Source organism: Erythrobacter sp. SDW2 (genome assembly GCF_021431965.1).
GTDB lineage: Bacteria > Pseudomonadota > Alphaproteobacteria > Sphingomonadales > Sphingomonadaceae > Parerythrobacter.
In genome coordinates, this window is sequence record NZ_CP090370.1 from 2,262,608 (window position 1) to 2,286,927 (window position 24,320).

Genomic DNA, 24,320 nt, shown 5'->3' on the forward strand with positions numbered 1-24,320 from the left:
CTCAGCGGCCCTGCTTCGCCAGCGCGGGCGATGTCTGGTTGATCAAGGTCGCAACTTCCTCGCCCGACCGCAGCACGATTTCCGCCGGCACTCCGTCGACGACGATGGTGTTGCCGCGAACGGTGAAATTGACCGGACCTTCGGTGCCCTCGAAATCCTTCACCAATATGGCAGGGATCGGAATGCCCTCTTCCCATTCGAGAAAGGTCGCCTCGCCGTCATCGAAGGCGGCCTTGGGGAACAGCTTGGCGGATCCCTGTTTGGTCCAGGCGAAATTGAGCGCCGTGGGATCGACCACGGCGTAAGGATCGGTCGCTGCCGCCACTTCCACGGCATTGGCACGCATCGGCGGAGCCGCGGCCATTTCCTGTTCCATCGCCTCTTCTTCGGGATAGGTGAAGCTGAGGAAATAGAGCGTCTTGGCCTTGGGACTTGCGACGAGGTCGAACAGGTAGGTGTACTTGTTCGTCACCACCGTCATGTTGGTCTGCGCCAGCGGAGCCAGCGGCTTCACGAACAGCAGGTTGGCCCGCTTGTTGGGGGTGATCTGCCATTCTGCGGAATCGCCCACTACGACATTCTCGATCGATTCGTCCTCGCCGAACTGGATCGTCGTCGCAACCTTGGCGCGGCCTTCGATCACGACCACCCGGCCGGCATCGTATTCCACCTCTACCAGGCGCGAATCCTGTGCGGCAGCGGGAAACGCCGAAAGCAGGAGGGCAAGCGCGGGGATCAGGCCTGCGCGGTTCATTTCACATTCTCCGTAGAACGAGCCAAAGAGCGGGCCAAGGAGGGAGGTGGCGCCGCCTTGAAACGGTTGCCGATGCCGCGCGTGCGCGAAGTTGCGGCGTTAGCGGTGACCGGCTGTCCGTTGGCTGAAGCGGTCCCCACGATCCGCGTCTCCCGCGTGGACGACGCACCCCCGCCGGTATCGTTGGCGGCGATGTAGGGCATGGCCGCCGCGACTGCCGTGCGTCGGGCGCTGGTGCCACTCGCGGCGGCAGGAGCCTGTGCTGCCACACCCTGCTCGCTTCGCACTGTGGCGGCAGGCGGAGAAGCGGTGACAGGAACCTCGTCCCTGTCGGCCTGCTCGTTGGCGAGGCCAAACACCTTCCAGCCGGCTACCATGGTGCCAGCGACCTTGAGCACCATCACCATCAGCGCGACATGGACCGCGCCCACCATCAGGAATGCCATCGCCGGGCGTGCCGGAATCTCGCCCGAGGTCTGCGTCAGCGCGGACAGGATCGGCACCGAAAGTTCCAGCATGATCCCGCCTGCCAGCACCGCGAACAGCGGCGTCAGCGCCAGCATAACGACGCCCTTGAGCCAGCCGGTGAACATTCCGCGCGTGCCGTTGAACAGCACCATCACGATGAACACCGGGCCGAGCGCGATCAGCACCGCCAGGGCGATCCGGGCGGTCACCAGCACGCCGACAGTGCCGAGCATGAACAGCAAAGCGCCCAGCCGCAGCATGCCGGGGGGCGAGAAAGCCTCGATATCGGTCTGCCCGGCCGACGCCTGCTCGACCGCCTGGAACACGATGTCCACCTTGGCAGCAAAGGTCATGGTGGCCGAGCCGCGATCTCCGGTCAGTATGCCCGCCAGCCAGTCCGGCGCGCCGAGCGCGAGGTTCCACACGATGCTTTGGTATGCCGCCCAGCTGGTCGAGAAGGTCAGCACCAGCCCGACGAGGATGATGCGCGGCAGCATCGCCCGGACGCTGAGATTCGAGCGGCCGGTCATCAGCGCCATGGCGAAGAAGATGACGTAGAGCGTCAGCAGGATGGTCAGCACCGTCGCCATTTGCCCGCCCGGGGCGAACAGCTTGCCGAAGGCGCTACCGGTCATTTCGGCAGAGACGCAGTCGACAGCCTTCAGCGCGGTGGCAATGCCCCCGGCGGCCTCGGACATCGCGGCGTCGCACTGCGCGCTCATTCGGCGGCCTGCTTGAACGAGACGATCTCTGCCACATCGGGTTCGCGCGCGGTTTCCACCGGCCAGGCATGGCCGGTGAGCGCGGGGAACCAGTCGGCCGGATTGTCGCCCACCGCATCGCGCAGCATATCGAGGCGGCGCACGGTCCCTTCGCGGCCCGACAGCACTGTCAGCACTTCGGGCGCATTCGACAGGTCGAGCCGGACCACGACGCTGGCGTCGGGCTGGCGAACGAGGAAGCAGCGGCTGTGCGCCGGGAGCGATCGGATCAGCGCCAACTCGTGGCTGGTGAGGCCGAAACCGTCGCAATAATCCTCCGCCCGGGCGCGGCTGTTGGGCATGAAGACCATGGTTGCGGTCTGCTCGACCAGCGCAGTCGAAATACGACTTTCGAGCGCGTCGGCGGCGCTCTGCGTGGCGAAGCCGACCAGAGCATTGCGTTTGCGCAGCGTCTTGAGCCAGTCGCGGATGCGCGCTGCGAAGACCTCGTCGTCGAGCGCCTTCCAGCCTTCGTCGATCAGGATCATCGTCGGCTTACCATCCAGCCGCTCGTCAATGCGGTGGAACAGATACATCATCGTCGGCGTGCGCAGCTTGGGGTTTTCCAGCAGCGCGGTCATGTCGAAGCCGAGCACGCGGTTGTCGAGATCGAGCTTGTCGCGCTCGTTGTCGAACAGCCAGGCATTCTCGCCCTTGTTGATCCAGGCCGAGAGCCGGTCTGCCAGATCGCCCGCCTCGGGCCGACGCGAGCCCGACAGCAGCTCGCGGAAATGGCGCAGGCGGCGCAGCGAAGCGTCATTCTCGTAAGCGGCATCCACCGCATGGGCGATCATCTGCAGCTCTTCCGGGCCGTCAGCCTTGAGCAGCACACCGAGCCAGTCGCGCAGGAAAGCGCGGTTGGCGGCGGTATCGGGCAGCGCGAGCGGGTTGAAGCCGGTCGGCTCCCCGGCATAGATCCGGTCATAGCGACCGCCGATGCCGCGAATAAACAGCTCGGCCCCGCGATCCTTGTCGAACAGGATGGTGCGCGGGGCGAACTTCTGCGCCTGTGCGGCGAGGAAGTTCATCACCACCGTCTTGCCCGAACCGGACGGGCCGATGACGGAGAAATTGCCTAGGTCGCCCCCACCTGCAGCGTGGAAGTTGAAGAAGAACGGCGTCGCGCTGGTGGTTTCCAGCAGCGTCACCGCATCGCCCCAGTGGTTGCCCTCGGCTTGACCCAAGGCGAAGCCGTGGAGCGAGCCGAAGCTGGCCATATTGGCGCTCGAGATCATCGCCCGGCGCACGGCATAGGCTTCGTTGCCGGGGAACTGCGCCCAGAAGGCAGGCTCGAGATTGGTGTCCTCGCGCACCACGACAGCGCCCGTGTCGGCCAGCGCAGCGGCACAAGCGGCGCTGGCATCGTCGAGCTTGGGCAGGTTCACTTCGCGCACCAGCACGGAGAGGTGATGATCGCCGAAGCCGACGCCGCCATTGCCCAGCGCGTCGCGCGCGGCCAGCATATCGGCCCGTTCGGCGGTCGCTTCCTCGTCGACCGAACGCAGACGGCGCAGCGACAGGTCGATCCGCTCGCGGGCGGTGGTCCGTTCCTGCGGGGCGTAGGTCTCGGTGACAACCATCTCGTAGGGCAGCCGCAGCAGGCCATCGAGCAGGCCGGGCGACGTCGCCTCGGGATAATCCTTGAGGCTGAGGATGCTGGCAAAGTCCGGGTCCCCTGCCCCGCGCTGCTCCATTGCGTCGAGCCCGAAGGAGGTGCGGCGATAGGGCAGCATGAAACCCACATCCGTATCGTCCGCCGGGCGGCGCACCGGGCGCATCTCGCCATTGTAGAGCGCCGAAAGCAGTTCGAGCAGCTCGCTGTTGGTGCTGCCCGACGGCCCCTGGTATTCGCCGAGTACGCTGGCGCCATAGGCCTGAAGCGAGGCCAACAGGCCGTTCACCGCTGCCTTGAGCGAGCGCAGGTCGCGCGGGTCGGCCTCCACTTCCTTCTGCCCACGGCGGCTCCACATCTTGCCGAGCCGTTCGGCCAGCCCCGCCTTGCCGCGCGCCGGACGGCGGATCAGCGTCACGAACTGGTCGTTGATGAACAGCGAGCCCGAACCCAGCCGTTCCTTCCACCGCGCATCGATATGGCGGCTCAGCGGATCAGGAAAATCGGCATCGAGCGACACCGCCACCCGGCGGCGGATGACATGGTGATAGAGCACGAAACGCGAATCCAGCGTCGAACGCAGCACCACTTCGCGGGTCGCAGCATGGGCGTTGAGCGCTTCGCTGTCCTCGGTCTCGAACAGCAGGCCGGGGACCTGCAGCGCCATCATCAGTGAGCCGTCGCGCAGCAGCAGCGTGTTCTCGTCTTCCAGCCGGGCATAGGGCAGCCGGTCGCCGGCACGGGCTTCCTTCTCGCTCCAGGCCGCAGGGCCGATCCACTTGCTCATCGCATCAATCTTTCTGCGTCAGGGCGCATAGCTGTTGCAGCCCCAGCGATTGTAGTTCTTCACCCGCGGACACATCGAAACCTTGGTGATCCACAGGTCGAACACGCGCGGTTCGCGCAGCGATACGAAATAGCCGATCGCGTGGGTGAATATGGGCACCGGGATAATCCAGAAGCTCTTCAGAATCAGGAAGGCGATCGTCGTCACCATCAAATTGATGATGAAGAAATTCATCGTCACGCCGGCAAACATCTGCGGCCTGGTCAGCGCGCGATGGACGGGATGGCGGACGAGATCGGTCACTCCGCTTACCCTGCCGCGCCCTGGATACCGGCGACAATGGTGGTCGCACCGAACAGGATAAACACGCCAATGATCACCGTCGCGCCGAAGCGCCAGTTGATCCGGCCCGTCAGCATCATGAAACCAACCGCGGCAACCGCCATCACTGCCACTGCGGTCGCGACCGAGCCGAGCAACGTGCCCTGCAACCAGGCCAGCGCATTGACGACCGGGCCCGAGCCCTGCGGATCGGCGGCCTGGCTTTGCGCCAGCGCGGCGGTGGGAGAAAACATCGCTGCAATGGCAGCAAGACGTGCAAGCGAACCCATATTGTTAGATTACCTTCCTGGAATGATCCGACAAGCGGCCCATGATTGCCGCCACATATATCCTGGTCTCGCGGATATTGGGAATGCCGCCGGCATCGATCACCCGGCCGGGCCCGGCGTTGTAGGCCGCCAGAGCCTTTTCAAGGTTGCCATCGAAGCGGTCGAGCTGTTCGCGCAGGTAGCGCGCCCCGCCTTCGAGGTTCTGGAACGGATCATCCGGGTTGACCCCCAGATAGCGCGCCGTGCCCGGCATCAGCTGCGCCAGCCCGCGCGCCCCGGCGGAGGAAACCGCGCCTTGCCGCCAGCGGCTTTCCTGCCACACCAGCGCTTCGATCAGGCTGGGGCTGAGGTCGAACCGGCGCGACAATTCGAGCACCGCCGCCTGATAGGCAGGCGGAATGCCCATGGCATTGAGCGTGGGATCGGAGATGATGTGGGTGGGCAGGTCGCCGCTGTAGGGACTGCCATAGGCAATCTCGAGCCCGCCCGCAGTGTAGTTTGCCGACAGCTCGTTTGCCGCAGGTACAGCTTGCGGCCCGCCGGACACCCAGCGCGCACCGTCCTCACCAATTTCGAGCACATCCGCCCGCGCAGGAGCAGATGCCGAGGCCAGCAAAGCAAAAAAGGCAAGCCGGCCCGATCTAGCTAGAATCACCGAGCCCTCCATATACGTCCCATTGCCACTCTAAATGACACAGCGGTGACAGCAAGATGAATAGAGGCGAGCAGAGGGAACAAAGAAAAACGGCCTGCCCCGAAAGGCAAGCCGCTCCTCTCCCGTCATTGCGACAGTCTATATCGGCGCCCGCAGCGCGTTACTGGCTCGAAGCAATCAGCGTCTGCTGGTCGCGGCGCTCGATGGCAAGCAAGCCGCGACGGGCGATTTCTGCCGGATAGGCCCAGGTCCCCTGGTTGGTTTCCAGTTTGAAGTCCGCCGGTGCGGCAATGACTTGCCGATACAGCGCCCGTGCTGCGGCATAGTCGCCCTGCTCCGCCAAGGCGGCCGCGCGGTTGAGCATAGCAGCCGGATCTTCGCCCTTTGCCGCAGCCGGAACTGCCACCGCGCCAAGGGCAATGGCGAAAAGGAATGCTGCTTTCATCGAACTCTCCCTGCGGCGCGAGCCAGCGCGTTATGTGACTCAAATATTACAATCTACGTCATCCTGCAATATTTTTGTAACGTAAGAGGAAGTCCCCGGATCCATTCGGATATTTTCGCCAATGCCTGTGGACAGTCACAAAACAGCAAAACACTGACACAAACCGTCACCGGCCACCCCTAGCGGCCCGACTCGCGACAGCGTTTCGCGCTTTTTTCCAACCGATTCTTTCGGCCAATTCAGGGGACCGTTTGCTGTGAAAACCTTCCACCGCTCGCTCATCATCGGCTGCAGCGCACTGGCACTTGCCGGCTGTGGTGCCGACGAAGTCGTCACGCCTGGCACCGGCGGCAACATCATCATCAACAACCCGACCCCTTCGCCGACTCCGACGCCTACGCCGACAAGCACGCTTGTGACTCCGGCTGCCGGCTGCCCGACCATTGCCAACCCGGCCCAGCTCGTCGACGCCGGCACTATCAGCGGCCCGACCGGCGAATGGCGCGTCTGCCGACTGCCGACGAGTTTCACCGCCTCGACCACCCTCACTCAGATCGCCGGCCTGCTCTACCAGATCGATGGCCAGGTGAATGTCGGCGCCGACGGCGGCCCCGCCCCTGATGCCTCGGACGGCGCCAGCGACACCAATGTCGTGCTCACCATCCAACCGGGCGTGATCCTGTTCGCCTCGGGTTCGAGCTTCCTCAACATCAACCGCGGCAACGACATCCAGGCCAACGGCACGTCCACCCGCCCGATCATCTTCACCAGCCGTGATAACGTCCAAGGCCTCAACAACTCGAACTCGTCGGGTCAGTGGGGCGGCGTGATCATCAACGGCCGCGCGCCTGTCACCGACTGTTCGGCAGCAGGGGCAACCCCCGGCACTGTCGCTTGCGAACGCCTCGTCGAAGGGGCCACCACGCCCCCTCGCTACGGCGGTGCGACGACCAATGATAACTCGGGCTCGATGAAGTTCGTCCAGCTCCGCTATTCGGGCTTCATCTTGTCGAACGGTGACGAACTGCAGTCGCTGACCACCGGCGGCGTTGGCAGCGGGACCACCTTTGAAAACATCATGAGCTATAACAGCTCGGACGACGGCGTTGAGTTTTTCGGCGGCGTCGTCAACCTGCGCCGCTACATCGTGGTCGGCTCGGAAGATGACTCGCTCGATACGGACACGGGGGTCAAGGCCAGCATCGACCAGATGATCGCCGTCCAGCGTGCCACTGCCGGTGACACGATCATCGAAGCTGACTCTTCGAACACCCTCGAAGAAGACACTCCGCGCCAGAACACGCGCATCACCAATGCCACCTTCATCGGCAACAGCGCCACCGGCGACCAGTTGATCCGCATTCGCGGCAAGGCCGATTTCGCCATCGTCAACTCGATCCTGTTCGACCAGAAGGCCTCGACGCCTTGCCTGCGCATCGACGGTACCGACACGCTGGACCGCGCGGCCAACGCCGGCCTCGATGAAGCTGGACCGGTGCGGTTCGAATCTTTCGTACTCGATTGCGCGACCGATTTCCGCAACAGTTCGGGCGGTGTCACCGCTGCGGCCATCGAGGCGCGCTACAACGCGGGTTCGAACAACAATGCGGCCTTCACCAATACGCTGAGCGCGCTCGGCGGGGCTCCGTTCATCAACGGCACCAACGAGAACGGCCGCGCGGTCTTCAACCCGACTGCCCTGTCGACCTACTTCACTGTCGCACCGACCTTTATCGGCGCGGTGCAGAACACAGCGGGCAACTGGGCAGAAAGCTGGACCTGCAACTCGCCGACCATAACGCTCGGCACCGCCAACACCGGCGATTGCGCGAGCCTGCCGGTCTTCTGATCGGTCCAAGCGGGAGGGCGGCACCCTTGATCCGCCGTCCTCCCCGCTTCCCCGATCGCAGCACCCGGTCCGGCATTCGGACCGCTCGCAAGGGTGCACACGGAAATACTCTCATGACGGGACCACGTACCATGTCCATTGGCAAGCAGCTGGCAGGATGGCTGCTCATCACGACCGCGCTCACCACCCCGGGCGCGGCTTTTGCGCAAGATCAGGGCCAGTCCGAAGCAGAAGCCGCTGCCGAAGAGGCAATGGAGGGGGCTGGGCCTGACGAGACCACGCCGCCTGACGAGCTTGTCACCGACGATGAGGGACCCGACGTTTCCATCCCTGGCGGAGGCAATCTGATCACCGTAACCGGCCGCCGCGGGCCGCGGGATATCACGCGCAGTTCGACTCAGGTCGTCTCGGTACTTTCGACCGAGGACATCGCCCGCACCGGGGACGGCGACATTGCCAGCGCGATCAGTCGGGTCACCGGTCTGTCGGACAATGGCGACGGGCGCGTCTTCGTCCGCGGCCTCGGCGATCGCTATTCGCTCGCCCTGCTCAACGGCCTGCCGCTGCCTTCGCCCAACCCGCTCAGCCGCGTGGTTCCGCTGGACATCTTCCCGACCGACATCGTCGCCTCGAGCCTGGTCCAGAAGACCTACTCGGCCAACTTTCCGGGTGAATTCGGCGGCGGCGTAATCAACCTCACCACCAAGGCCGTGCCTGACGAAGGCTTCGTCAAGATCGGCGTCGGCATCAGTGGCGACACCATCACCACTTTCAGCAACTCGATCCAGTATTACGGATCGAGCCTCGACAAGTTCGGCTTCAGCACCGCACGGCGCGATGCCCCGCCCGCGCTGCAGGCATTCTTCAACGGCGATACCCAGCTGTCCGACCTGCCGCTGGCCGAGCAGCAGGCCATTGCCAAGCAGCTAAACCAGCCGAACCTCCTGCTGGTGCAGAATGTGCCAGAGACGCAGCCCAACCTGTCGGGCGGTATCACTGCCGGCACCGCGATCGACATCGGCACCGCACGGCTCGGGGTGATTGCCACGGCCAATCTCAGCAACAGCTTCACCACCCGTATTGTCACATCGCAGACGCCCGACGATCTCGACCTGAACCTGCGGACCGACTTCACCGATTTTGTCTCAAACAACCGCATTACCGCCAATGCCCTGCTGGGCTTCGGCCTGGAACTCGACGAGCATCGGTTCCGGTGGACCAACCTCTACATCCGCGACACGCTTAAGCAGGCGGTGATCTCGCAGGGGCAGAACCTCCAGGACGGCGACGACGAAATCCAGCAATCGACCGGCTGGTTCGAACGCCAGCTGATCGACAGCCAGTTCATTGCCGAACTCGAGTTCGGTGACCTCGGCGTCGATTTCCGTGGCGGCTATGCCCAGACCGACCGCGAAAGCCCTTACGAATATGACTTCGAATATGTCCGCACCAACAATGTGGGTGACCAGACCGGCGACATCTTCGTCAATCCGCTCAACCGTATCCGTGGCGACCTGGCGCAGGTGGCCTTCTCCGACCTGACCGAGAAGCTGTGGTACGGCGGGCTCGACATCAGCTACCCGGTCATTCCGGACCTGCTGAGCGTGACGGTCGGCGGCGCCTATTCGGACACCAGCCGTATCTCGTCGTTCCGCCAGTTCCTGTGGGATTCGGACTCGGACTTCCCCTCGGGCGTCGGCGGGCTGCGGCCCGACCTGCTGCTCGGCGATGCGATCATCGAGTATTTCGGTGTCGGCCTGTTCGAAACCTCGCAAACCTTCCCGGTCTTTGCCGCCGACCTCGAAATCAAGGCAGGTTACATCAAGGGCAATCTGACCCCTGTCGATGGCGTCTCGCTTGACGTCGGTGTGCGGTACGAAGACGCGACCCAGACGGTTTCGCCGGTGCAGGTCTTTGCCAACCAGCAAAACCTCGACTCGGTCACCAGCCTCGCCAACGACTACTTCCTGCCCGGTGCAACGATTACCTGGGAAGTGGCTGACGGCTTTCAGCTGCGTGCCAGCGGGTCCAAGACTATCGCCCGTCCGCAGTTCCGCGAGCTGATTTTCCAGCCCTACACCGACCCGGAATCGAACCGCACCTTCGTCGGTAATCCGGCGCTGCAGGATTCAACCCTGATCAACGCCGAACTGCGCGGCGAATACTACTTCGGTTCCGGCAGCCGCTTTGCGGTGGCCGGTTTCTGGAAGAAGATCGACAACCCCATCGAACCCTTCAGCGGCTTCACCGACAACAGCCAGACCACCCAGTTCGCCAATGCTCCTGAAGCCACACTATGGGGCGGAGAGGCCGAACTGCAATGGAACTACGATCTGCTCGACTGGGGCGGCTGGTTCGAAAGCAAGCGCGCGGTCGTCATCGCCAACTACACCTACACCCAGTCGAAGCTGAAGGTTGGCCCGGACGATGAAACCTTCATCTTCACCCCGGGTGTCGGTTCGGTCCCCCGGCCGGCGTCGAGCTTCTTCTTCGACGGGCGTCCGCTGACCGGCCAGTCCGACCATATCGCCAATCTCCAGCTGGGGATCGAGGATATGGACAGGCTGCAGCAGGCCACCTTCATCATGTCCTATGCCAGCGAACGGGTTACCAGCCGCGGCGCAGGCGGCCTGCCCGACATCCAGGAAGATCCGGGTTTCCGCCTCGATTTCGTGGTCCGGCAGGGGATTTCGATCGCCAAGGTTCCGCTCGAACTGAAGTTCGAAGCCCGCAACCTGACCGGACGCGACAACTTCGAATATCTTTCGACCGGAACAAACCGGATCGAAATCAATTCCTTTGAGGTCGGGCGGAGCTTCTCGTTCTCGATCTCGGCCGAATTCTAGAGCTTAAAACAGAACATAACCGCTTGCGGCCGCTCCTTCGGGGGCGGCCGTTTTTCTGTGCAGAGGCGGATCAGCGCGCGGCGCGGGCGCTGGCGCGTTCGACCAGGGTGACAGAGACCCGGCGGTCGCGGTCGTCATTCGCCCCGCCGAGCGCAGCCTCGACAAGGTTCAGGCCGGCTTCGGCAAAATCGGGCTCGATCGTAGTCAGCGGCGGCGAGGAATGCGCCCCGACGCCGAGCCCGTCGAAGCCGATCACCCCGACTTCGTCCGGGACCGATACCCTAGCCTCGCGCAATGCAGCCAGCGCGCCCAGTGCCATCGCATCGCAGGCGGAGAAGAGTGCGTCGAACCCTGTCTCATCCTTCCGAAGCGATGCAATGGCCCCTGCGCCTTGCTCCTCGCGGGTACCGCCGGGCGCCGTGACGGGCTCGAAAACCGGCAGCCCGGCCGCTTCAAGCGCAGCCTTGTATCCCTCGTAACGCTCGCGGAACTGACGCTGCGCTCCGTCCGTCTCGCCGATGAAGGCGATCCGCTGATACCCGCCCGCGACCAGCCTTTCGACCGCCAGCCGTGCACCCTCATGGTTGTCGGAGCGAACGTAACCTTGCCCGTCGAACGGTGCGCCCCAGAAGGCGAGATTGTCCTGCTGCTCGCGGTAATCGCTGAAATAGCGCCACGCTTCGCGGTTGGTCGCTGTCCCCAGCACCACTACCGCATCGGCCTGCCCACGCTCGATGAACTGGCCGAAGAATTGCTCCGGCTCCGACTGGATCGAGACCAGCGACTGGTAGCCGAGCGTCGCCGCTGCGGTGCAGACGCTGCCGAGCAGTGAGTAGTAGAACGGATTGACCGCCGCGGCGCCCTGCCCCGGCCGACCGATGACGACCACCGCCACAGTCTTGCTGATTCCGCTGCGCAGGCGTGCGGCGCGTTCATCGACGACGTAGCCAAGCTCGCGCGCGGCCTCCATGACGCGGAGCCGCGTCGCCTCGGTTATGGTGGGCGAGCCTGACAGGGCGCGCGACACGGTCGATTGCGACACGCCGGCGCGCGCTGCCACGTCGAAGGAGGTCAATCGCCTCTCGTCCCTGCTCACTGGTGGTTCCTCGCCCCAATTTCTGGTGCCTGATTGGCCGAAATGGGCAGGTCAGGTCAATTGGCTAGCGTCGCCATTGCCGGATTGTACGGCGCAAAGTTGCGCGCGCAGGCATCGAGCATGCCCTCGACCCCTGTCAGATCCGCCACCCGCGCCTGTGGCGGGGCGGGGCGGAGCTTCTCCTGCGGCGGGAAGGTGCCGTAACCGGCAAACAGGCAATGCCAGCTGGCGTTGGCGTAATAACGCTTGCCGCCATAGGCTTCGTCATTGGCGGCGCTCAGGTCCTGCTGCCGGAACCATGCGGTCATCATCGCCTTCAGGCCCTTGGACAGATTCTGGTTGGCGGCGTTGTCGCGCCAGTATTGTGTATCGGTCCGCTGGTTGAGCCGGTAATGCGCGACGATGTAGTCGCGAATGCCCTCGTAGCGCGCACCGATCGACGCATTGAAAGCATCGCGGTGCAGCGCCCCGAAGCCGCCTGCCTCATAGGCCTGCGCGAACTCCAGCGCGGTGACGATGACGATATGCAGCGCCGTCGCCTCGAGCGGTTCGAGGAAGCCCTGCGACAGCCCTACCGCGAGGCAGTTGCGGTGCCAGCTTTCCGCCACCCGCCCGACCTTCATCTTGAGGAAGCGCGCTTGCGGCCCGTCCTCGCCAACTCCCAGCGCTGCGCGCAGTTCGCTCTCGGCGTCCTCGTCGGAGATATACTTCGAGGAATAGACATAGCCATTGCCGACGCGGTTCGTCAGCGGGATGGTCCAGCGCCAACCGGCCTTCATGGCGGTGGCATCGGTCTGTGGTTTGAACGGTGCAACGTGGCCGGTCGGCATGACGACCGCACTGTCGTTGAACAGATTATCTGCGAAGGGCAGGAATTCGACACCCAATTCCTGCTGCGCCAGCATCGAGCGGAAGCCCGAGCAATCGACGAAAAGCGTGCCTTCGACCCGCTCGCCCCCTTCGCACAGCAGCGCGGCAATATCGCCCTCTGCCGTGCGTTCGACTGACTCGACCTTGAGCGGAAGGTGCCTGACGCCGCGAGCCACCGCCCAAGCGCGCAGGAACGCGCCGATCGCATAGGCGTCGAAGTGATAGCCATAGCTCGGTGCGAAAGGGAAGTTCTCGCCCGCCTGCGGCCCCAGGCCGCGTTCGCTCAGCAGCGTGGCGAGGAAGTACGGATCGGGATGCGCCGGTACGTCGAGACCGTGCCGCGCCAGCGTGCAATTCTGGATGAAATGCGGCTCGCTATGCAGGTCCACCGGGCCGGGGAACGGGTGGTAATAGCTCTCGAAGCCGGCTCGCTCGCTCCAGCCGTTGAAGCGGATGCCGAGCTTGTAGGTGGCGTTGCAGGCCGCCATCCACTCGGCCTCGTCCACCCCCAGCATGTCGAAGAAAGCCTTGAGTTGCGGGGTCGAACCCTCGCCCACGCCAATGATGCCGATCTCGGGGCTCTCGACGACGATGATCGACCCGCCCTTGCCCGCCCATTCATGGTGCAACAGGCAGGCGGTGATCCACCCCGCGCTGCCGCCGCCGAGGATCACGACATCGGGTGCTTTAAGCTCGCTCATCGCTCCGACAGTAGCCAGCCGAAAATTTCCGGCAAGCGGGCGGCCCAGGCGTTTTCCTCATGCTCCTTGCCTTCATAGACCTCGGAGCGGAAATCCTTGCCTTCGGTCCATCCGGCTTCGCGGAAGCTCCGGTCGATAACCTGCTGGTAGGGCGCGTAATAGCTGTCGAGCGTTGCAGTGCCGTGATCCATCCAGATGCGGCGGCCGGCCGGTCGGCCCAGCTTCTCGCCCAGCCAGTCCTGCCAGATTCCGAACACCTGCGCCCGGTCGGCCTCGGCTTCCTCGGGCAAGGCGATCGGCCAGTGCGAGCTGACGCAGGCCGCTCGGCCGAATACATCGGGCCGCTCGACGATGGCATAGCAGCTCATGATCCCGCCCATGCTCGACCCGGCAATGGCCGTATGCTCGGGACCAGTCAGCGTGCGATAGTCGCAGTCGATCTGCGGCTTGAGCTCGTCGGTGATCCACGCGAGGTATCGGGCAGATACAACGGGCCCGCCATTGCTGTTGTCGCGGATGCTGGCGGCGATCCCGCCAGTCGCACGCTCGGCAGTAAACTGCGGCAAATATTGCCGATAGCGATCCGGCCCCGGCGGCCACATGCCCACGATGATATGCGGTTCGACCTTGCCGGTCGCCATTGCCGCCCGCATAGCCTTGTCCGCCGCCCACACCTTGTTGAAGTTGGACTTGGCCGGATCGAACAGATTGTGCCCGTCGTGCATGTAGAGCACCGGATAGCGCCGGGTGCCGCTGTCATAGCCCGGCGGCAACCAGATGCTCAACCGCTGGTCGGGTAGCCCCTCGACCACGATCTTCTCGACTTCGACGAAGCGGCCCGTATCGGTCACGTCAGGTGCCTCGGCTTGCGGGGTCATGCAGCCCGCAAGCAGTAGCCCGAGCAAGGCCGCCAGCCACCTCACTTGTCGGCTTTGAGCTGCATTGCGAGGCCACCACCGGGTGCGAGGCGGACGGTGTAGGTATCGCCCTTCTTCACAGTCAGAGTATCATAAGCGATGTCGTGGCGCTTCTCGGTCAGATAGGTCGCTTCCGGGCCATCCTTCCACACCTTGACCTTGTAGGTCTTGCCTTCGTCGAGGAAGTCGAAGGTCAGCGTGACAGTGCGCTCGGTCGCGTCGTTGACGCCCCCGGCGTACCAGTCTTCGCTGTTGCGATCCTTGCGCGCGAAGATCGCATAGTCGCCCACCGCACCGTCGATCAGGTGGCTTTCCGACCAGTCGGCCGGGACTGCCTTGATGAACTCCAGCTCCTTCGGATGGGCTTCGAGGCTTTCGACGAAGTCCGCCGCCATCTGGATCGGCGAATAGATCGCGAGATACAGCCCGAGCTGCTTCGCCAGTGTCGAGGCCATGGGATAGTTGTTGTCGCCCACCAGCCCCAGCACACCCGGCGTGTAGTCCATCGGGCCCGAGAGCATCCGGGTATAGACCAGCGTCGGCTCGTGATCCGGCCCGTTGGCAAAGGCGCCCCAGGCATTGTATTCCATACCGCGCGCACCCTCGCGGGCGACCCAGTTGGGATAGGTCCGCCTGAGGCCGGTGTCCTTGACCGGCTCGTGCGGGTTGATGGAAATCCCGCGCTCGGCCGCTTCCTTCACCACCTTGAGGTGGTGCTGGACCATGCGCTGGCCATCGTGCCATTCGAAAATCTCGTCGCCGCAAGGGTCGGAGATATCGGCGTTGCAGGAAATGATCCCGCCCGCGTCGGCGACATAGCCGGTCTTGACCACATCGACACCATTGGCGGCATAAAGATCGAGCGCATCTTCGAGCTGTGCCTCGTAAACCTCGATATTCCCGCCGGTTTCGTGGTGGCCGATAATGTGAACGCCCTTCTGTTTGGCGTAGGCCGTCACTGCCTCGAAGTCGAAATCGGGATAGGCCTCGGTGAAGCTGTAGTCGCGGCCGTTACCGAACCAGTTGCCGTCCCAGCCGACGTTCCAGCCTTCGATCAGGATACCGCGGAAGCCGTGCTTGGCGGCAAAATCGATGTATTGCTTGGCTCGCTCGGTCGTCGCTCCGTGACGGTCGCCCTGCGCCCAGGTCCAGCGGTTGGAGATCATCCCCCACCAGATGCCGATATACTTGGCGGGTTTGAAAAAGCTGACGTCGCCCAGTGCGTTTGGCTCGTTGAGGTTGAGTTCGAGATCGCTCTCGACCAGCCCGGCGGCATCATCGCTGATGCGGACGCTGCGCCAGGGCGTGGTGAAGCTGCCCTTGCGCACCACCTTGGGGCCACGGCTCGATGGCGAAAGGGTCGCACGGAAGCGCTGTCCGTCGAACCGCTTGAGCCACATGGCCGAATAGTCGACCAGCGCCGCCTCGTGGAACGACAAGTGCTGGCCATCCTCCAGCCGCACCGTCATCGGAGTGTGCGCGGTAGAGACGGCCTCGATCGGAGTCTGGTTATAGAGATATTCGTAGCGGTTGAAGGCCCCGGCGTTGATCCACCACGCCGTGCCCCTGGGCGCGATGACGAACTCCGTCAGCTCATCGGCAATGTTGGTGACCCGGTCGGCCGGACGGTCGAACTCGTAGCGGAAGCCGAAGCCGTCATCGAACACCCGCATCCGCACCGTCAGCGCCCGCGTGGCGGTTTCGCGGTTCTCGCGGAAGGTGATAAGCAGTTCGTTGTGATTGTCGCGGACGAAGCGACGCTCGCCCCACGGCTGTTCCCAGGTGGAATCCGCGCTGCGCTTGCTTTCGCTCTCGACCACGAAATTGCGCCGCATCGGCTCTTCGTCGGTGAACAGGAAGCCGAGGTCGCTCTCGGCGATGATCTCCTTGCCGTCACGCTCGACACGGTAGAACGGCACCCCGTCGCCATCGACGTCCAGCTCGACAGTGATACGGCCATCGGGCGAGGAAACTTCGGCCGCTGCCAGGGGGGTGGCAAAGGCCAACGACGAAACGGCGGCGAGCAGCAAGCGCATGGGTCAGTTCTCCAGAATCAGCGCGCCAAAGGGCGGCAGTTGGTCGGGGGTGGCGTTGTTGGCGGCGAGCAGGACCTTGCCCTGGACCCCGGCAAGCGGGCGCGGGTCGGCGCCGATGTTGAACAGACAGCGCACGGCTTGGCCGTCAGCCTCCCGCTGCAGGTCGAGCAGCGGGCCGTTGGCGTGGCATGCCGTCACCGCCCCATGGCGCAGGGCCGGATTGGCCGCGCGCAGGGCAATGGCCTTGCGGTTAAAGGCCAGCAGCGATGCAGCGTCGCCATCCTGCACGTCGACCGCGCGGGTGAAGTTCTCCGCCCCGACCGGGAGCCATGGATCGGTCGAGCCGAACCCGGCGCAGGTGGCTTGCGACTGCCACGGCATCGGGGTGCGAGCCCCGTCGCGCGACAGGGTCAGCGGCCAGTTGGCGATGGCTTCGGGGTCGTGCAGCTGGTCGAACGGGATATCGACCTGCGTCAGTCCCAGTTCCTCACCGTAATAGATGATCGCATTGCCGCGCAGGCTCATCAGGAGCAGCGCCTTGAGGCGGGCGAAAGCGTCGCGATGCTCGGGTGCGCACCACCGCGACAGCGCGCGCGGCGCGTCATGGTTCTCGAACGCCCAGCTCGGCCAGCCGACGCCCTGTTCGTCGGGCCATTGCGCGAGCGCGCTGCACACCAGACCGGGTGTCAGTTGGTCGGCGTAGAGGAAATTGAAACCATAGGCCGAATTGAGATGCGTCTCGCCCTCGGTGAAGGCCTTCATCTCCGCTTCGGCTTCGTTGCCGCCGACTTCCGCGACGGTGAAAATCGCCTGATATTCGTCCGTCACCTGCCGGATGCGGGCGAGGAAAGCGGGAATGTCGGGGTGCGACATGTTGTGCTTCTGCAGCTGGAAATCGAACGGCCTGGTGCGCTGCTTGTCACTCGGCGGCGCCGGTGGATTGTCGCGCAGTTCCGGATCGAACATCAGGAAATTGAGCGCATCGATGCGATAGCCGTCGACCCCGCGATCGAGCCAGAAGCGCGTCACCGCCAGCAGCGCGTCCTGCACTGCCGGGTTGTGGCCATTGAGCTGCGGCTGGCTGCTGAGGAAATTGTGCATGTAGTACTGGCCGCGGCGGGCATCCCATGTCCACGCCGGGCCACCGAACACGCTTTGCCAGTTGGACGGAGGCGACCCGTCGGGCTTGGCATCGGCCCACACGTACCAGTCCGCCTTGTCGTTATGTTTGCTGGAGCGGCTCTCCGCGAACCATGGGTGTTCGTCGGAGGTGTGGGAATAGACCTGGTCGATCAGGACGCGCAGGCCCAGCGCATGGGCGCGGGCGACCAGCACATCGAAATCCGCGAGCGTGCCGAACAGCGGATCGACGTCGCAATAATCGCTGACGTCGTAACCGAAGTCCTTCATCGGCGACTTGAAGAAGGGCGAGATCCAGATCGCATCGACGCCGAGCGAGGCGACATGCTCCAACCGTGCGGTGATGCCGGGCAAGTCCCCCACCCCGTCGCCGTTCGAATCCATGAAACTGCGCGGATAGATCTGGTAGATCACCGCGCCCTTCCACCAAGGTCGTGACGGGGCCGGATCGGCCGCAGGCTGGGTCATTGTAGCCATTGCGATCAGTCTTCCTTCCCGAAGGTCAGCTCGCAGGCTGCATAGCCGAAGGCCGGGATCGTCAGTTTGACCGCGCCGGGAGCGGCGATGCCAGCGGGACAATCGCCCAGCAAACCGGAGATGCCGGTGGCGCCAAAATCGACCTCGACATTGCGGGTGATGGCCTCTCCCGAGGTGTTGAAGGCGACCAGCACGCGGCGGCCGCTTTCGGGATCGTAGCGTTCGACGGCGAGCAGGCCCGGTCCCTCGTGGTCGAAATTGCGCAGCTTGGTGAGCCCGCGCATCAGCGCCGGATTGCCCAGCCGTACCTTCGACAGGTCGCCCATCAGCCGGTAGAGCGGATGTGCGGTGTTGAAATTGTCGTCCGCCGTGGTCTGGTCGGTGCCGAGCAGGTCGTTGTCGTTGTAGAGCGCGACCTTGCTCGGGAACATGTCCTCGCGCGCCAGCTGGTCGTTGCCGTCGGACACGAAGCCCTGCTCGTCGCCATAGTAGATCGTCGGCACCCCACGCAGCAGGAACATCATCGCATGGCCCAGCTTGACCCGCGCCAGCAGTTCCTCGGGCGTGGCGCCCTCCGCACCCTGCTTCACGAACATCGAGAAGCGCCCGAAATCGTGGTTGCCGAGGAAGGTCGGCAGCCCCGTCGCCGTTCTGGGACCACCGGGGTAGATCGAGTCCTGCTCGAGGAATTCGGCCATGGTCCGGGGCCCGGCCTTGCCGCTTACCACCAGCTGCGCCGCCGCAGCGAAGCCCATATCGAGGCCATAGGGCAGGCCGCTGTCTGCCATGACCCGCGCATTGGTGACCGCATCGGGACTCTGGTAGGCGATCTCGCCGAAGATATGGAAATTGGGAATGCCCTTGGCCTCGGCACGCTCCAGCATGGCCGGGACGAAGGCTTGCCAGAACTCCGGATTGACGTGCTTGGCGGTATCGATGCGGAAACCGTCGATGCCGAAGCGGTCGATCCAGCTGCCGAAGATCTCGATCATACCGGCGACCACGCGCGGGTGCTCGGTCGCGAGATCGTCGAGCCCGACGAAATCGCCATAGACACTGCTCTCGCCGATCCAGAAGCTGTCGCCACGGTTGTGGTAATAGAGCGGATCGTTGAGCCAGGCCGGGACCTTGATGTCCTTCTCTGCCTCGGGAACCACCGGTGTATAGGCGAAGGCGGGATCGGTCAGCCTGGCCCAGTTGGCCTCGCTCGGATCGTCGTCTCCGGCAAAGCCTTCGTTGATCCGTTTGCCGTCCGGCCCGCCCCTGGTCGAGAACGGATAATCCGCCTTGCTGCGATACTGGTACTCGTCCTCGGCATAGCGGATGACGTCGGCGGTGTGGTTGGTGATGATGTCCATATAGACCTTCATCCCGCGCGCATGGGCCGCATCGACGAAGGCCTTGAAATCTTCATTGGTGCCGAAGTGGGGATCGACCTGGGTGAAATCGGTCACCCAGTATCCGTGATAGCCGGCGCTTTCGTCACCCGCCGGGCCCTGCACCGGCTTGTTCTTGAAGATCGGCGCAAACCATATCGCGGTCACGCCCATGCCCTGGATATAGTCGAGCTTCTCGGTCAGACCCTTGAGGTCGCCGCCATGGTAGAAGCCCTTGGCTTCCGGATCGAAGCCCGAGACCAGCCGGTCATCCTGGTAGCCGCCTAGATCGTTGGCGGTGTCGCCATTGGCGAAGCGGTCGGGCAGCACGAAATAGATCACCTCGTCGGTCACGGGCCGCGCCCGCAGATCGGCCCCGGCGACCGATGCGGTCTCCTGCGCGATCGTCGGCGTCGTGGCACAGGCGGACAGCGCCAGGGCGACGCCGGTCAGGGCGGACAGGTGGGTGCGCATCAGGCGGATTTCCTCTCTCTCGCGGGATCGATGTAAGCGCGCAGGAACGGCGCATGGGCGGGCATGGCTGCGACCAGCCGCCGGTTGGTTTCGGAAATTTGGGCCAGCATGGCCTCGAGCTCGGCGTCGGGCATCGCGTCCGCGATCGGGTTCCAGCTTTCGGGCATAACCCCTTGGCCGACAAGGACCTGCAGCCAGCCCTGCTCGGTGAAGAGCTCTTCGTGTTCGCGGTGGATATAGCCGGCGGCGCGGAACGCCTCGATCTTTGCGGTCAGGGTTTCGGGCAAGTCCATTGCCCGGCAGCGGTCCCAGAACGGCTCGCCTGCACGGCCGTTGGCCCAATAGTGCAGGATCAGGAAATCGCGGATGCGACTCCACTCGAAGGCGGCCTGCCGGTTGAATTCGTCGCGGATTGCCGGAGCCACCGCGTTTCCGGGAAGCATCTGCAGCAGTCGTGCAATCGAACTCTGGACCAGGTGAATGCTGGTCGATTCGAGCGGCTCCATGAAGCCGGCGGCGAGCCCCAGCGCGAGGCAGTTATGCGACCATTGCTGCCGCCGCATCCCGGTCGTGAACTTGAGCACGCGCGGATCGGCGGTAGGCTCGCCATCGAGGTTCGCCAGCAGGATCGCCGTGGCCTCGTCCTCGCCCATGAAGTCCGAGCAGAACACATGACCATTGCCGATCCGATGCTGCAGCGGGATGCGCCACTGCCACCCGGCCTGGCGCGCGGTTGAGCGGGTGTAGGGGGTGAACTCGCCCTTTGCCTCGCACGGCACCGCCACGGCACGGTCGCAGGGCAGCCAGTGGCTCCAGTCGTCGAATTCCTCGCCAAGTGTCTCGCCCAGCAGCAGCGAACGGAAACCCGTGCAGTCGATGAAGAAGCTGCCTTCGATCCTGCGATCCCCGTCGAGCAACAGCGCGGTGATATCGCCGTTCCTGCCATCGCGCTCGACGCTGGCGATGATGCCTTCGACCCGCTCTACCCCATGTGCCTCCGCATGGCGGCGCAGATAGGCGGCGTAGAGCGACGCATCGAAGTGATAGGCCCACGGCATGTCGGGCACCGGCTGGCCCGGTTGCGCCTGCCAAATCTGCATCTTGCCCGCGCGCGCCGCGCCATCGTTGAGGCAATAGTCGGACAGCGGCTTGGCATGGCCGACGGCTTTTGCTCGCAGCCAGTAATGGTGGAACGGCAATAGTCCGGCCCCGTGGCCGACATTGCCGAAGGCGTGGAGATAGCTATCGCCCTCGCCGCTCCAGCCGGCGAACTCGATCGCGAGTTTGAAGGTTCCCCGCGTCTCGCGCAGGAATTCGGCCTCGTCGATCCCGAGCGCGGCATTGAACAGGCGGATCTGCGGAATCGTCGCCTCGCCCACCCCGACCGTGCCGATGGTGTCGGACTCGACCAGCACCACCTTGCGGCCGGAGAAACGCCCCAGCGTGGCTGCCGCCATCCAGCCGGCGGTTCCGCCGCCGGCGATGACTATGGGGGAAGAGGCCTGTTTCATAAGCAACAACCGTCGATAGCTGCCGGGATCGGTCCCGGCGAGCCTATCGTATCAGTATGCGCAGGAGGGCGGGAGCAATCCGGCATGCCGTCTGCTCCCGCCCATACGCCCCTTAGAAGCGGAACGTGAAGCCCGCGAGGAAGCGGCGACCGTAGATCTGGTAGTCGATCACCTGGTTGCCATTACCGCCAACCGAAGCGAAGCGCTCGTCGGTCAGGTTCTGGCCCTGCAGGTAGAGCGACAGGCCATCGAGCGCGCTGCCGTCCGGGAAGTCGTAACCGATCTGCGCGTCGACGATGGTCTCAGCGAGCGCCGTCCGGCGGGTTGGCGAGCCGCCGAAGCCGGTGAAGTCGCCGAGGAAGGTCGAACGATAGCGGACGCTGGTGCGAGCGTTGAAGCCCCACTTTTCGAAGTATGCGGTGCCGTTGACGACCCACTTCGAATAGCCCGGGATTGTGGTCTCGTTGCCATTGGCATCCTGCACCTTCGATTCGGTCAGGCTGGCACCACCGGTGATGCCGAAACCTTCCAGCGCCGGGATCAAGTTGCCGAGCGGCATGGTGACCGCGAGTTCGGCACCATAGAGATCGCCGCCGCCGGTATTGATCGGCGCGTCAAGCGTACCGACGCTCGGCAGGTTCGGGAACGCCGCCGCACCGGTTGGGTCCGGGAAGCCCGAATAGTCGAAGTCGAAGCGCCCGTTGAAGACGAAGCTCTTGATGTCCTTGTAGAACAGCTGGAGCGCAACCACCCCGCCCTGGCCGAAGTACTGCTCGATGTTGAAATCGACAGCGTTGGCGCGATAGGGCCGCAGGAAGGGGTTGCCGCCGCCACCACGGATCAGGCCGCCGGGGACCGAGGCATCAATCCCGTAACCGATCGAGAGGCGCATGTCGTCAAGACGCGCACGCATAATCTCGCGCGCGGCGGCCACACGGATGACGGTGTCGCTGTCGAGACGGAGCGAGAGGTTACCGCTCGGCAGGATGTCCCAGTAGTCGTCGCCAATGGTCAGCTGGACGGGACCGCCCGGTGCGAAGACGAAGCCGGTCGACTTCTGGTTGGTATTGATGGCCTGCACACCGATGTTGCCGGTGATCGTGCCGCCACCGATTTCCTGGAAGATGTTCGCCTGGAAATAGGCAGTCAGCAGGTCTTCGTTGACGGTGTAGCTCTTGCCCAGCACGTCGTTCGCAGCACCCGGCCCCGAGGTCACACGCGGCTCAAGCACCAGCACGCCGGCGTCGATCAGGGCGCGGGCATCATAGCTGATGATCGGGCCAAGGCCGAGATAGGTCAGGTCGGTCGAGCGAAGCTGGAACTGCGAGGGGAGCACAGCCGTGGTGGCGGTGCCCGGCAGGCGGACGAAGGCTTCGTCCGGGGTCAGGCCCTTTTCACGGGTGGTGTAGTTTGCGCCGACCTGGATGCTTTCGATGAAGCCCCCATCGAATTCCTTGCCGACTTCGACGCGGAACTGCTTCAGCTCGTCCTGGATGATGCGGTTGTTGTAGTAACCGGCCTGCGGCACGGTGCCGCCACCCCAGCCGAGCGGGTCGGTGAGGAAGATGCGGCTCGGATCCGAATAGTTGAGCGACGGATTGAACACAGTCCCGGTCGGGCCCGACACGAAGCCGATCGTCGCGGCTGCGCCATTGCCCGTATCGTCACCGTTGAAGCCGGTGCCGGCATAGCTTTCGAGGCTGAGTTCGTTGCGGTCGGTCTTCGACCAGCCGAAGTCGAACATCGCGCTCCAGCCATCGTCGCCTTCATGCTTGACGTTGAGGCCGAGCGAGTACTGGTCGGCCTTGCGCTGGAAGATGTCGTTGCGGACAACGCCGCGAACATTGTTGAAGGTACCCGAGGTTGCGAAACCATCCTCGACCGTACCGATGGTGGTGGTGGTACCGAAGGCGCCGAAGCCGAGCGGCAGCTCGATACCGCGCTTCGACTGGTCGTCGTTGAAGTTCGAATAGAAGCCGTCGACGGTCACCATCACCGTGTCGGTGGCCCGGGCCTGCAGCGTGCCGTTGAGGCCGAGACGCTTGAGCCGGGTCGAGGTCACGAAGCTCTTCGAACCGCCGATGACCGACGGTGAAGCCGCAGTGCCGGCACCGGCATAACCCCAGGCGTTGAATTCCTGCAGCTGGTAGGGCTCGTCCACGTAAGCGGCGGCGAGCGAGATGCCGAAGGTGTCGTCGGCGAACTGATCGACGAAAGCGGCGTTGACGCGGAAGCCAAGGTCACGCGAACCGGCATTCAGCTTTCCCAGGTCGGCGTATGAGCCGCGCGCACCGATGGCGAGCACGCTGTCGCTGGTTTCGAGCGGACGGACGGTGCGGATATCGACGGTGCCGACCAGGCCCTGGCCGACCAGCGAAGCGGTCGGCGACTTGTAGACGACAACCTGGTTGACGATTTCCGACGGATACTGGTCGAGCTCGACGCCGCGGTTGTCGCTGGTGGTTGTCTGCTCGCGCCCGTTCAGGAGGGTCTGCGAGAAGTCCGGGCCGAGGCCGCGGATCGAGATGACGTTGGCGCGGCCGTTGAGGCGCTGGGAGGTCAGGCCCGGCAAGCGGGCGATCGATTCACCGATCGAGGCATCGGGCAGGCGGCCGATATCTTCGGCGGTCACCGATTCGACGATCTGGTCGCTGTTGCGCTTTTCGGCGACGGCGCTTTCGAGCGATTCACGGAATCCCGAGACGATGATGATGTTGCCCTCGCCCTCTTCGCCCGCGCCTTCCTCCTGCGCAGCAGCATCTTCGTCGGCGTCCTGTGCCATAACGGCTTGCGGGGCCAGGACAAACGTCATGGCCAGGCCACTGATACCAGCGGTCAAAAACTTGCGGTCAATCACGATGTGCTCTCCCATTTCCGCCCCGCCCTGGTGTCGGCAGGTGTGCGGCAGTCCACTAAACAATTAGGGTTGCCTCT

Annotated in this window: 17 protein-coding genes; 2 read left to right on the forward strand and 15 right to left on the reverse strand. The window is 64.2% G+C overall.

Annotation, left to right across the window (positions count from 1 at the left end; all coding sequences use genetic code 11):
* Position 1: 1 nt before the first annotated feature.
* The 7 genes from LY632_RS11045 to LY632_RS11075 form a co-directional block, all read right to left on the reverse strand.
* Positions 2-754: a TrbG/VirB9 family P-type conjugative transfer protein gene (locus LY632_RS11045; RefSeq protein ID WP_234091185.1), complete on the reverse strand. Its 753-nt coding sequence runs from the start codon at positions 752-754 to the stop codon at positions 2-4.
* Positions 751-1,944 (reverse strand): type IV secretion system protein, encoded by a 1,194-nt coding sequence (locus LY632_RS11050; RefSeq protein ID WP_234091186.1) that lies wholly within the window; start codon positions 1,942-1,944, stop codon positions 751-753. Before LY632_RS11050 ends, LY632_RS11045 begins: the two co-directional genes overlap by 4 nt.
* Positions 1,941-4,382, reverse strand: a complete 2,442-nt coding sequence (locus LY632_RS11055; protein ID WP_234091187.1) for a VirB4 family type IV secretion/conjugal transfer ATPase — start codon at positions 4,380-4,382, stop codon at positions 1,941-1,943. Before LY632_RS11055 ends, LY632_RS11050 begins: the two co-directional genes overlap by 4 nt.
* Positions 4,383-4,400: 18 nt before the next feature.
* Positions 4,401-4,685 (reverse strand): type IV secretion system protein VirB3, encoded by a 285-nt coding sequence (locus tag LY632_RS11060; RefSeq protein WP_234091188.1) that lies wholly within the window; start codon positions 4,683-4,685, stop codon positions 4,401-4,403.
* A 5-nt stretch (positions 4,686-4,690) separates the two neighbouring features.
* The gene (locus LY632_RS11065; RefSeq protein WP_370636507.1) at positions 4,691-4,957 is read right to left on the reverse strand and encodes a TrbC/VirB2 family protein; all 267 of its coding nucleotides are present in this window, start codon (positions 4,955-4,957) and stop codon (positions 4,691-4,693) included.
* A 40-nt stretch (positions 4,958-4,997) separates the two neighbouring features.
* Entirely contained in the window at positions 4,998-5,660 is a 663-nt protein-coding gene (locus tag LY632_RS11070; RefSeq protein ID WP_370636508.1) for a lytic transglycosylase domain-containing protein, read from the reverse strand.
* Between the two features lie 148 nt (positions 5,661-5,808).
* Positions 5,809-6,093 (reverse strand): hypothetical protein, encoded by a 285-nt coding sequence (locus LY632_RS11075; RefSeq protein ID WP_234091191.1) that lies wholly within the window; start codon positions 6,091-6,093, stop codon positions 5,809-5,811.
* A 256-nt stretch (positions 6,094-6,349) separates the two neighbouring features.
* Between LY632_RS11075 and LY632_RS11080 the strand changes: the two genes are divergently transcribed.
* Complete coding sequence (locus tag LY632_RS11080; protein ID WP_234091192.1) at positions 6,350-7,942, forward strand: hypothetical protein; 1,593 nt, start codon at positions 6,350-6,352, stop codon at positions 7,940-7,942.
* Positions 7,943-8,073: 131 nt separating this feature from the next.
* Positions 8,074-10,788 (forward strand): TonB-dependent receptor domain-containing protein, encoded by a 2,715-nt coding sequence (locus tag LY632_RS11085; RefSeq protein ID WP_234091193.1) that lies wholly within the window; start codon positions 8,074-8,076, stop codon positions 10,786-10,788.
* Positions 10,789-10,858: 70 nt separating this feature from the next.
* Here the strand turns inward: LY632_RS11085 and LY632_RS11090 are convergent, their stop codons facing one another.
* From LY632_RS11090 to LY632_RS11125, 8 genes are all read right to left on the reverse strand, one after another.
* Positions 10,859-11,884: a LacI family DNA-binding transcriptional regulator gene (locus LY632_RS11090; RefSeq protein WP_234091194.1), complete on the reverse strand. Its 1,026-nt coding sequence runs from the start codon at positions 11,882-11,884 to the stop codon at positions 10,859-10,861.
* 56 nt (positions 11,885-11,940) lie between these two features.
* Positions 11,941-13,455 (reverse strand): tryptophan halogenase family protein, encoded by a 1,515-nt coding sequence (locus LY632_RS11095; RefSeq protein ID WP_234091195.1) that lies wholly within the window; start codon positions 13,453-13,455, stop codon positions 11,941-11,943.
* Complete coding sequence (locus LY632_RS11100; protein ID WP_234091196.1) at positions 13,452-14,333, reverse strand: alpha/beta hydrolase; 882 nt, start codon at positions 14,331-14,333, stop codon at positions 13,452-13,454. Before LY632_RS11100 ends, LY632_RS11095 begins: the two co-directional genes overlap by 4 nt.
* Before the next feature lie 41 nt (positions 14,334-14,374).
* Entirely contained in the window at positions 14,375-16,408 is a 2,034-nt protein-coding gene (locus LY632_RS11105; RefSeq protein WP_234091197.1) for a glycoside hydrolase family 97 protein, read from the reverse strand.
* 3 nt (positions 16,409-16,411) lie between these two features.
* Positions 16,412-18,025, reverse strand: a complete 1,614-nt coding sequence (locus LY632_RS11110; RefSeq protein ID WP_234091198.1) for an alpha-amylase family glycosyl hydrolase — start codon at positions 18,023-18,025, stop codon at positions 16,412-16,414.
* A gap of 5 nt (positions 18,026-18,030) precedes the next feature.
* On the reverse strand, positions 18,031-19,875 hold the full coding sequence (locus tag LY632_RS11115) for an alpha-amylase family glycosyl hydrolase (RefSeq protein ID WP_234091199.1): 1,845 nt from the start codon (positions 19,873-19,875) through the stop codon (positions 18,031-18,033).
* Complete coding sequence (locus LY632_RS11120) at positions 19,875-21,386, reverse strand: tryptophan halogenase family protein (protein ID WP_234091200.1); 1,512 nt, start codon at positions 21,384-21,386, stop codon at positions 19,875-19,877. Before LY632_RS11120 ends, LY632_RS11115 begins: the two co-directional genes overlap by 1 nt.
* 112 nt (positions 21,387-21,498) lie before the next feature.
* Entirely contained in the window at positions 21,499-24,168 is a 2,670-nt protein-coding gene (locus LY632_RS11125; RefSeq protein ID WP_234091201.1) for a TonB-dependent receptor, read from the reverse strand.
* Positions 24,169-24,320: the final 152 nt, after the last annotated feature.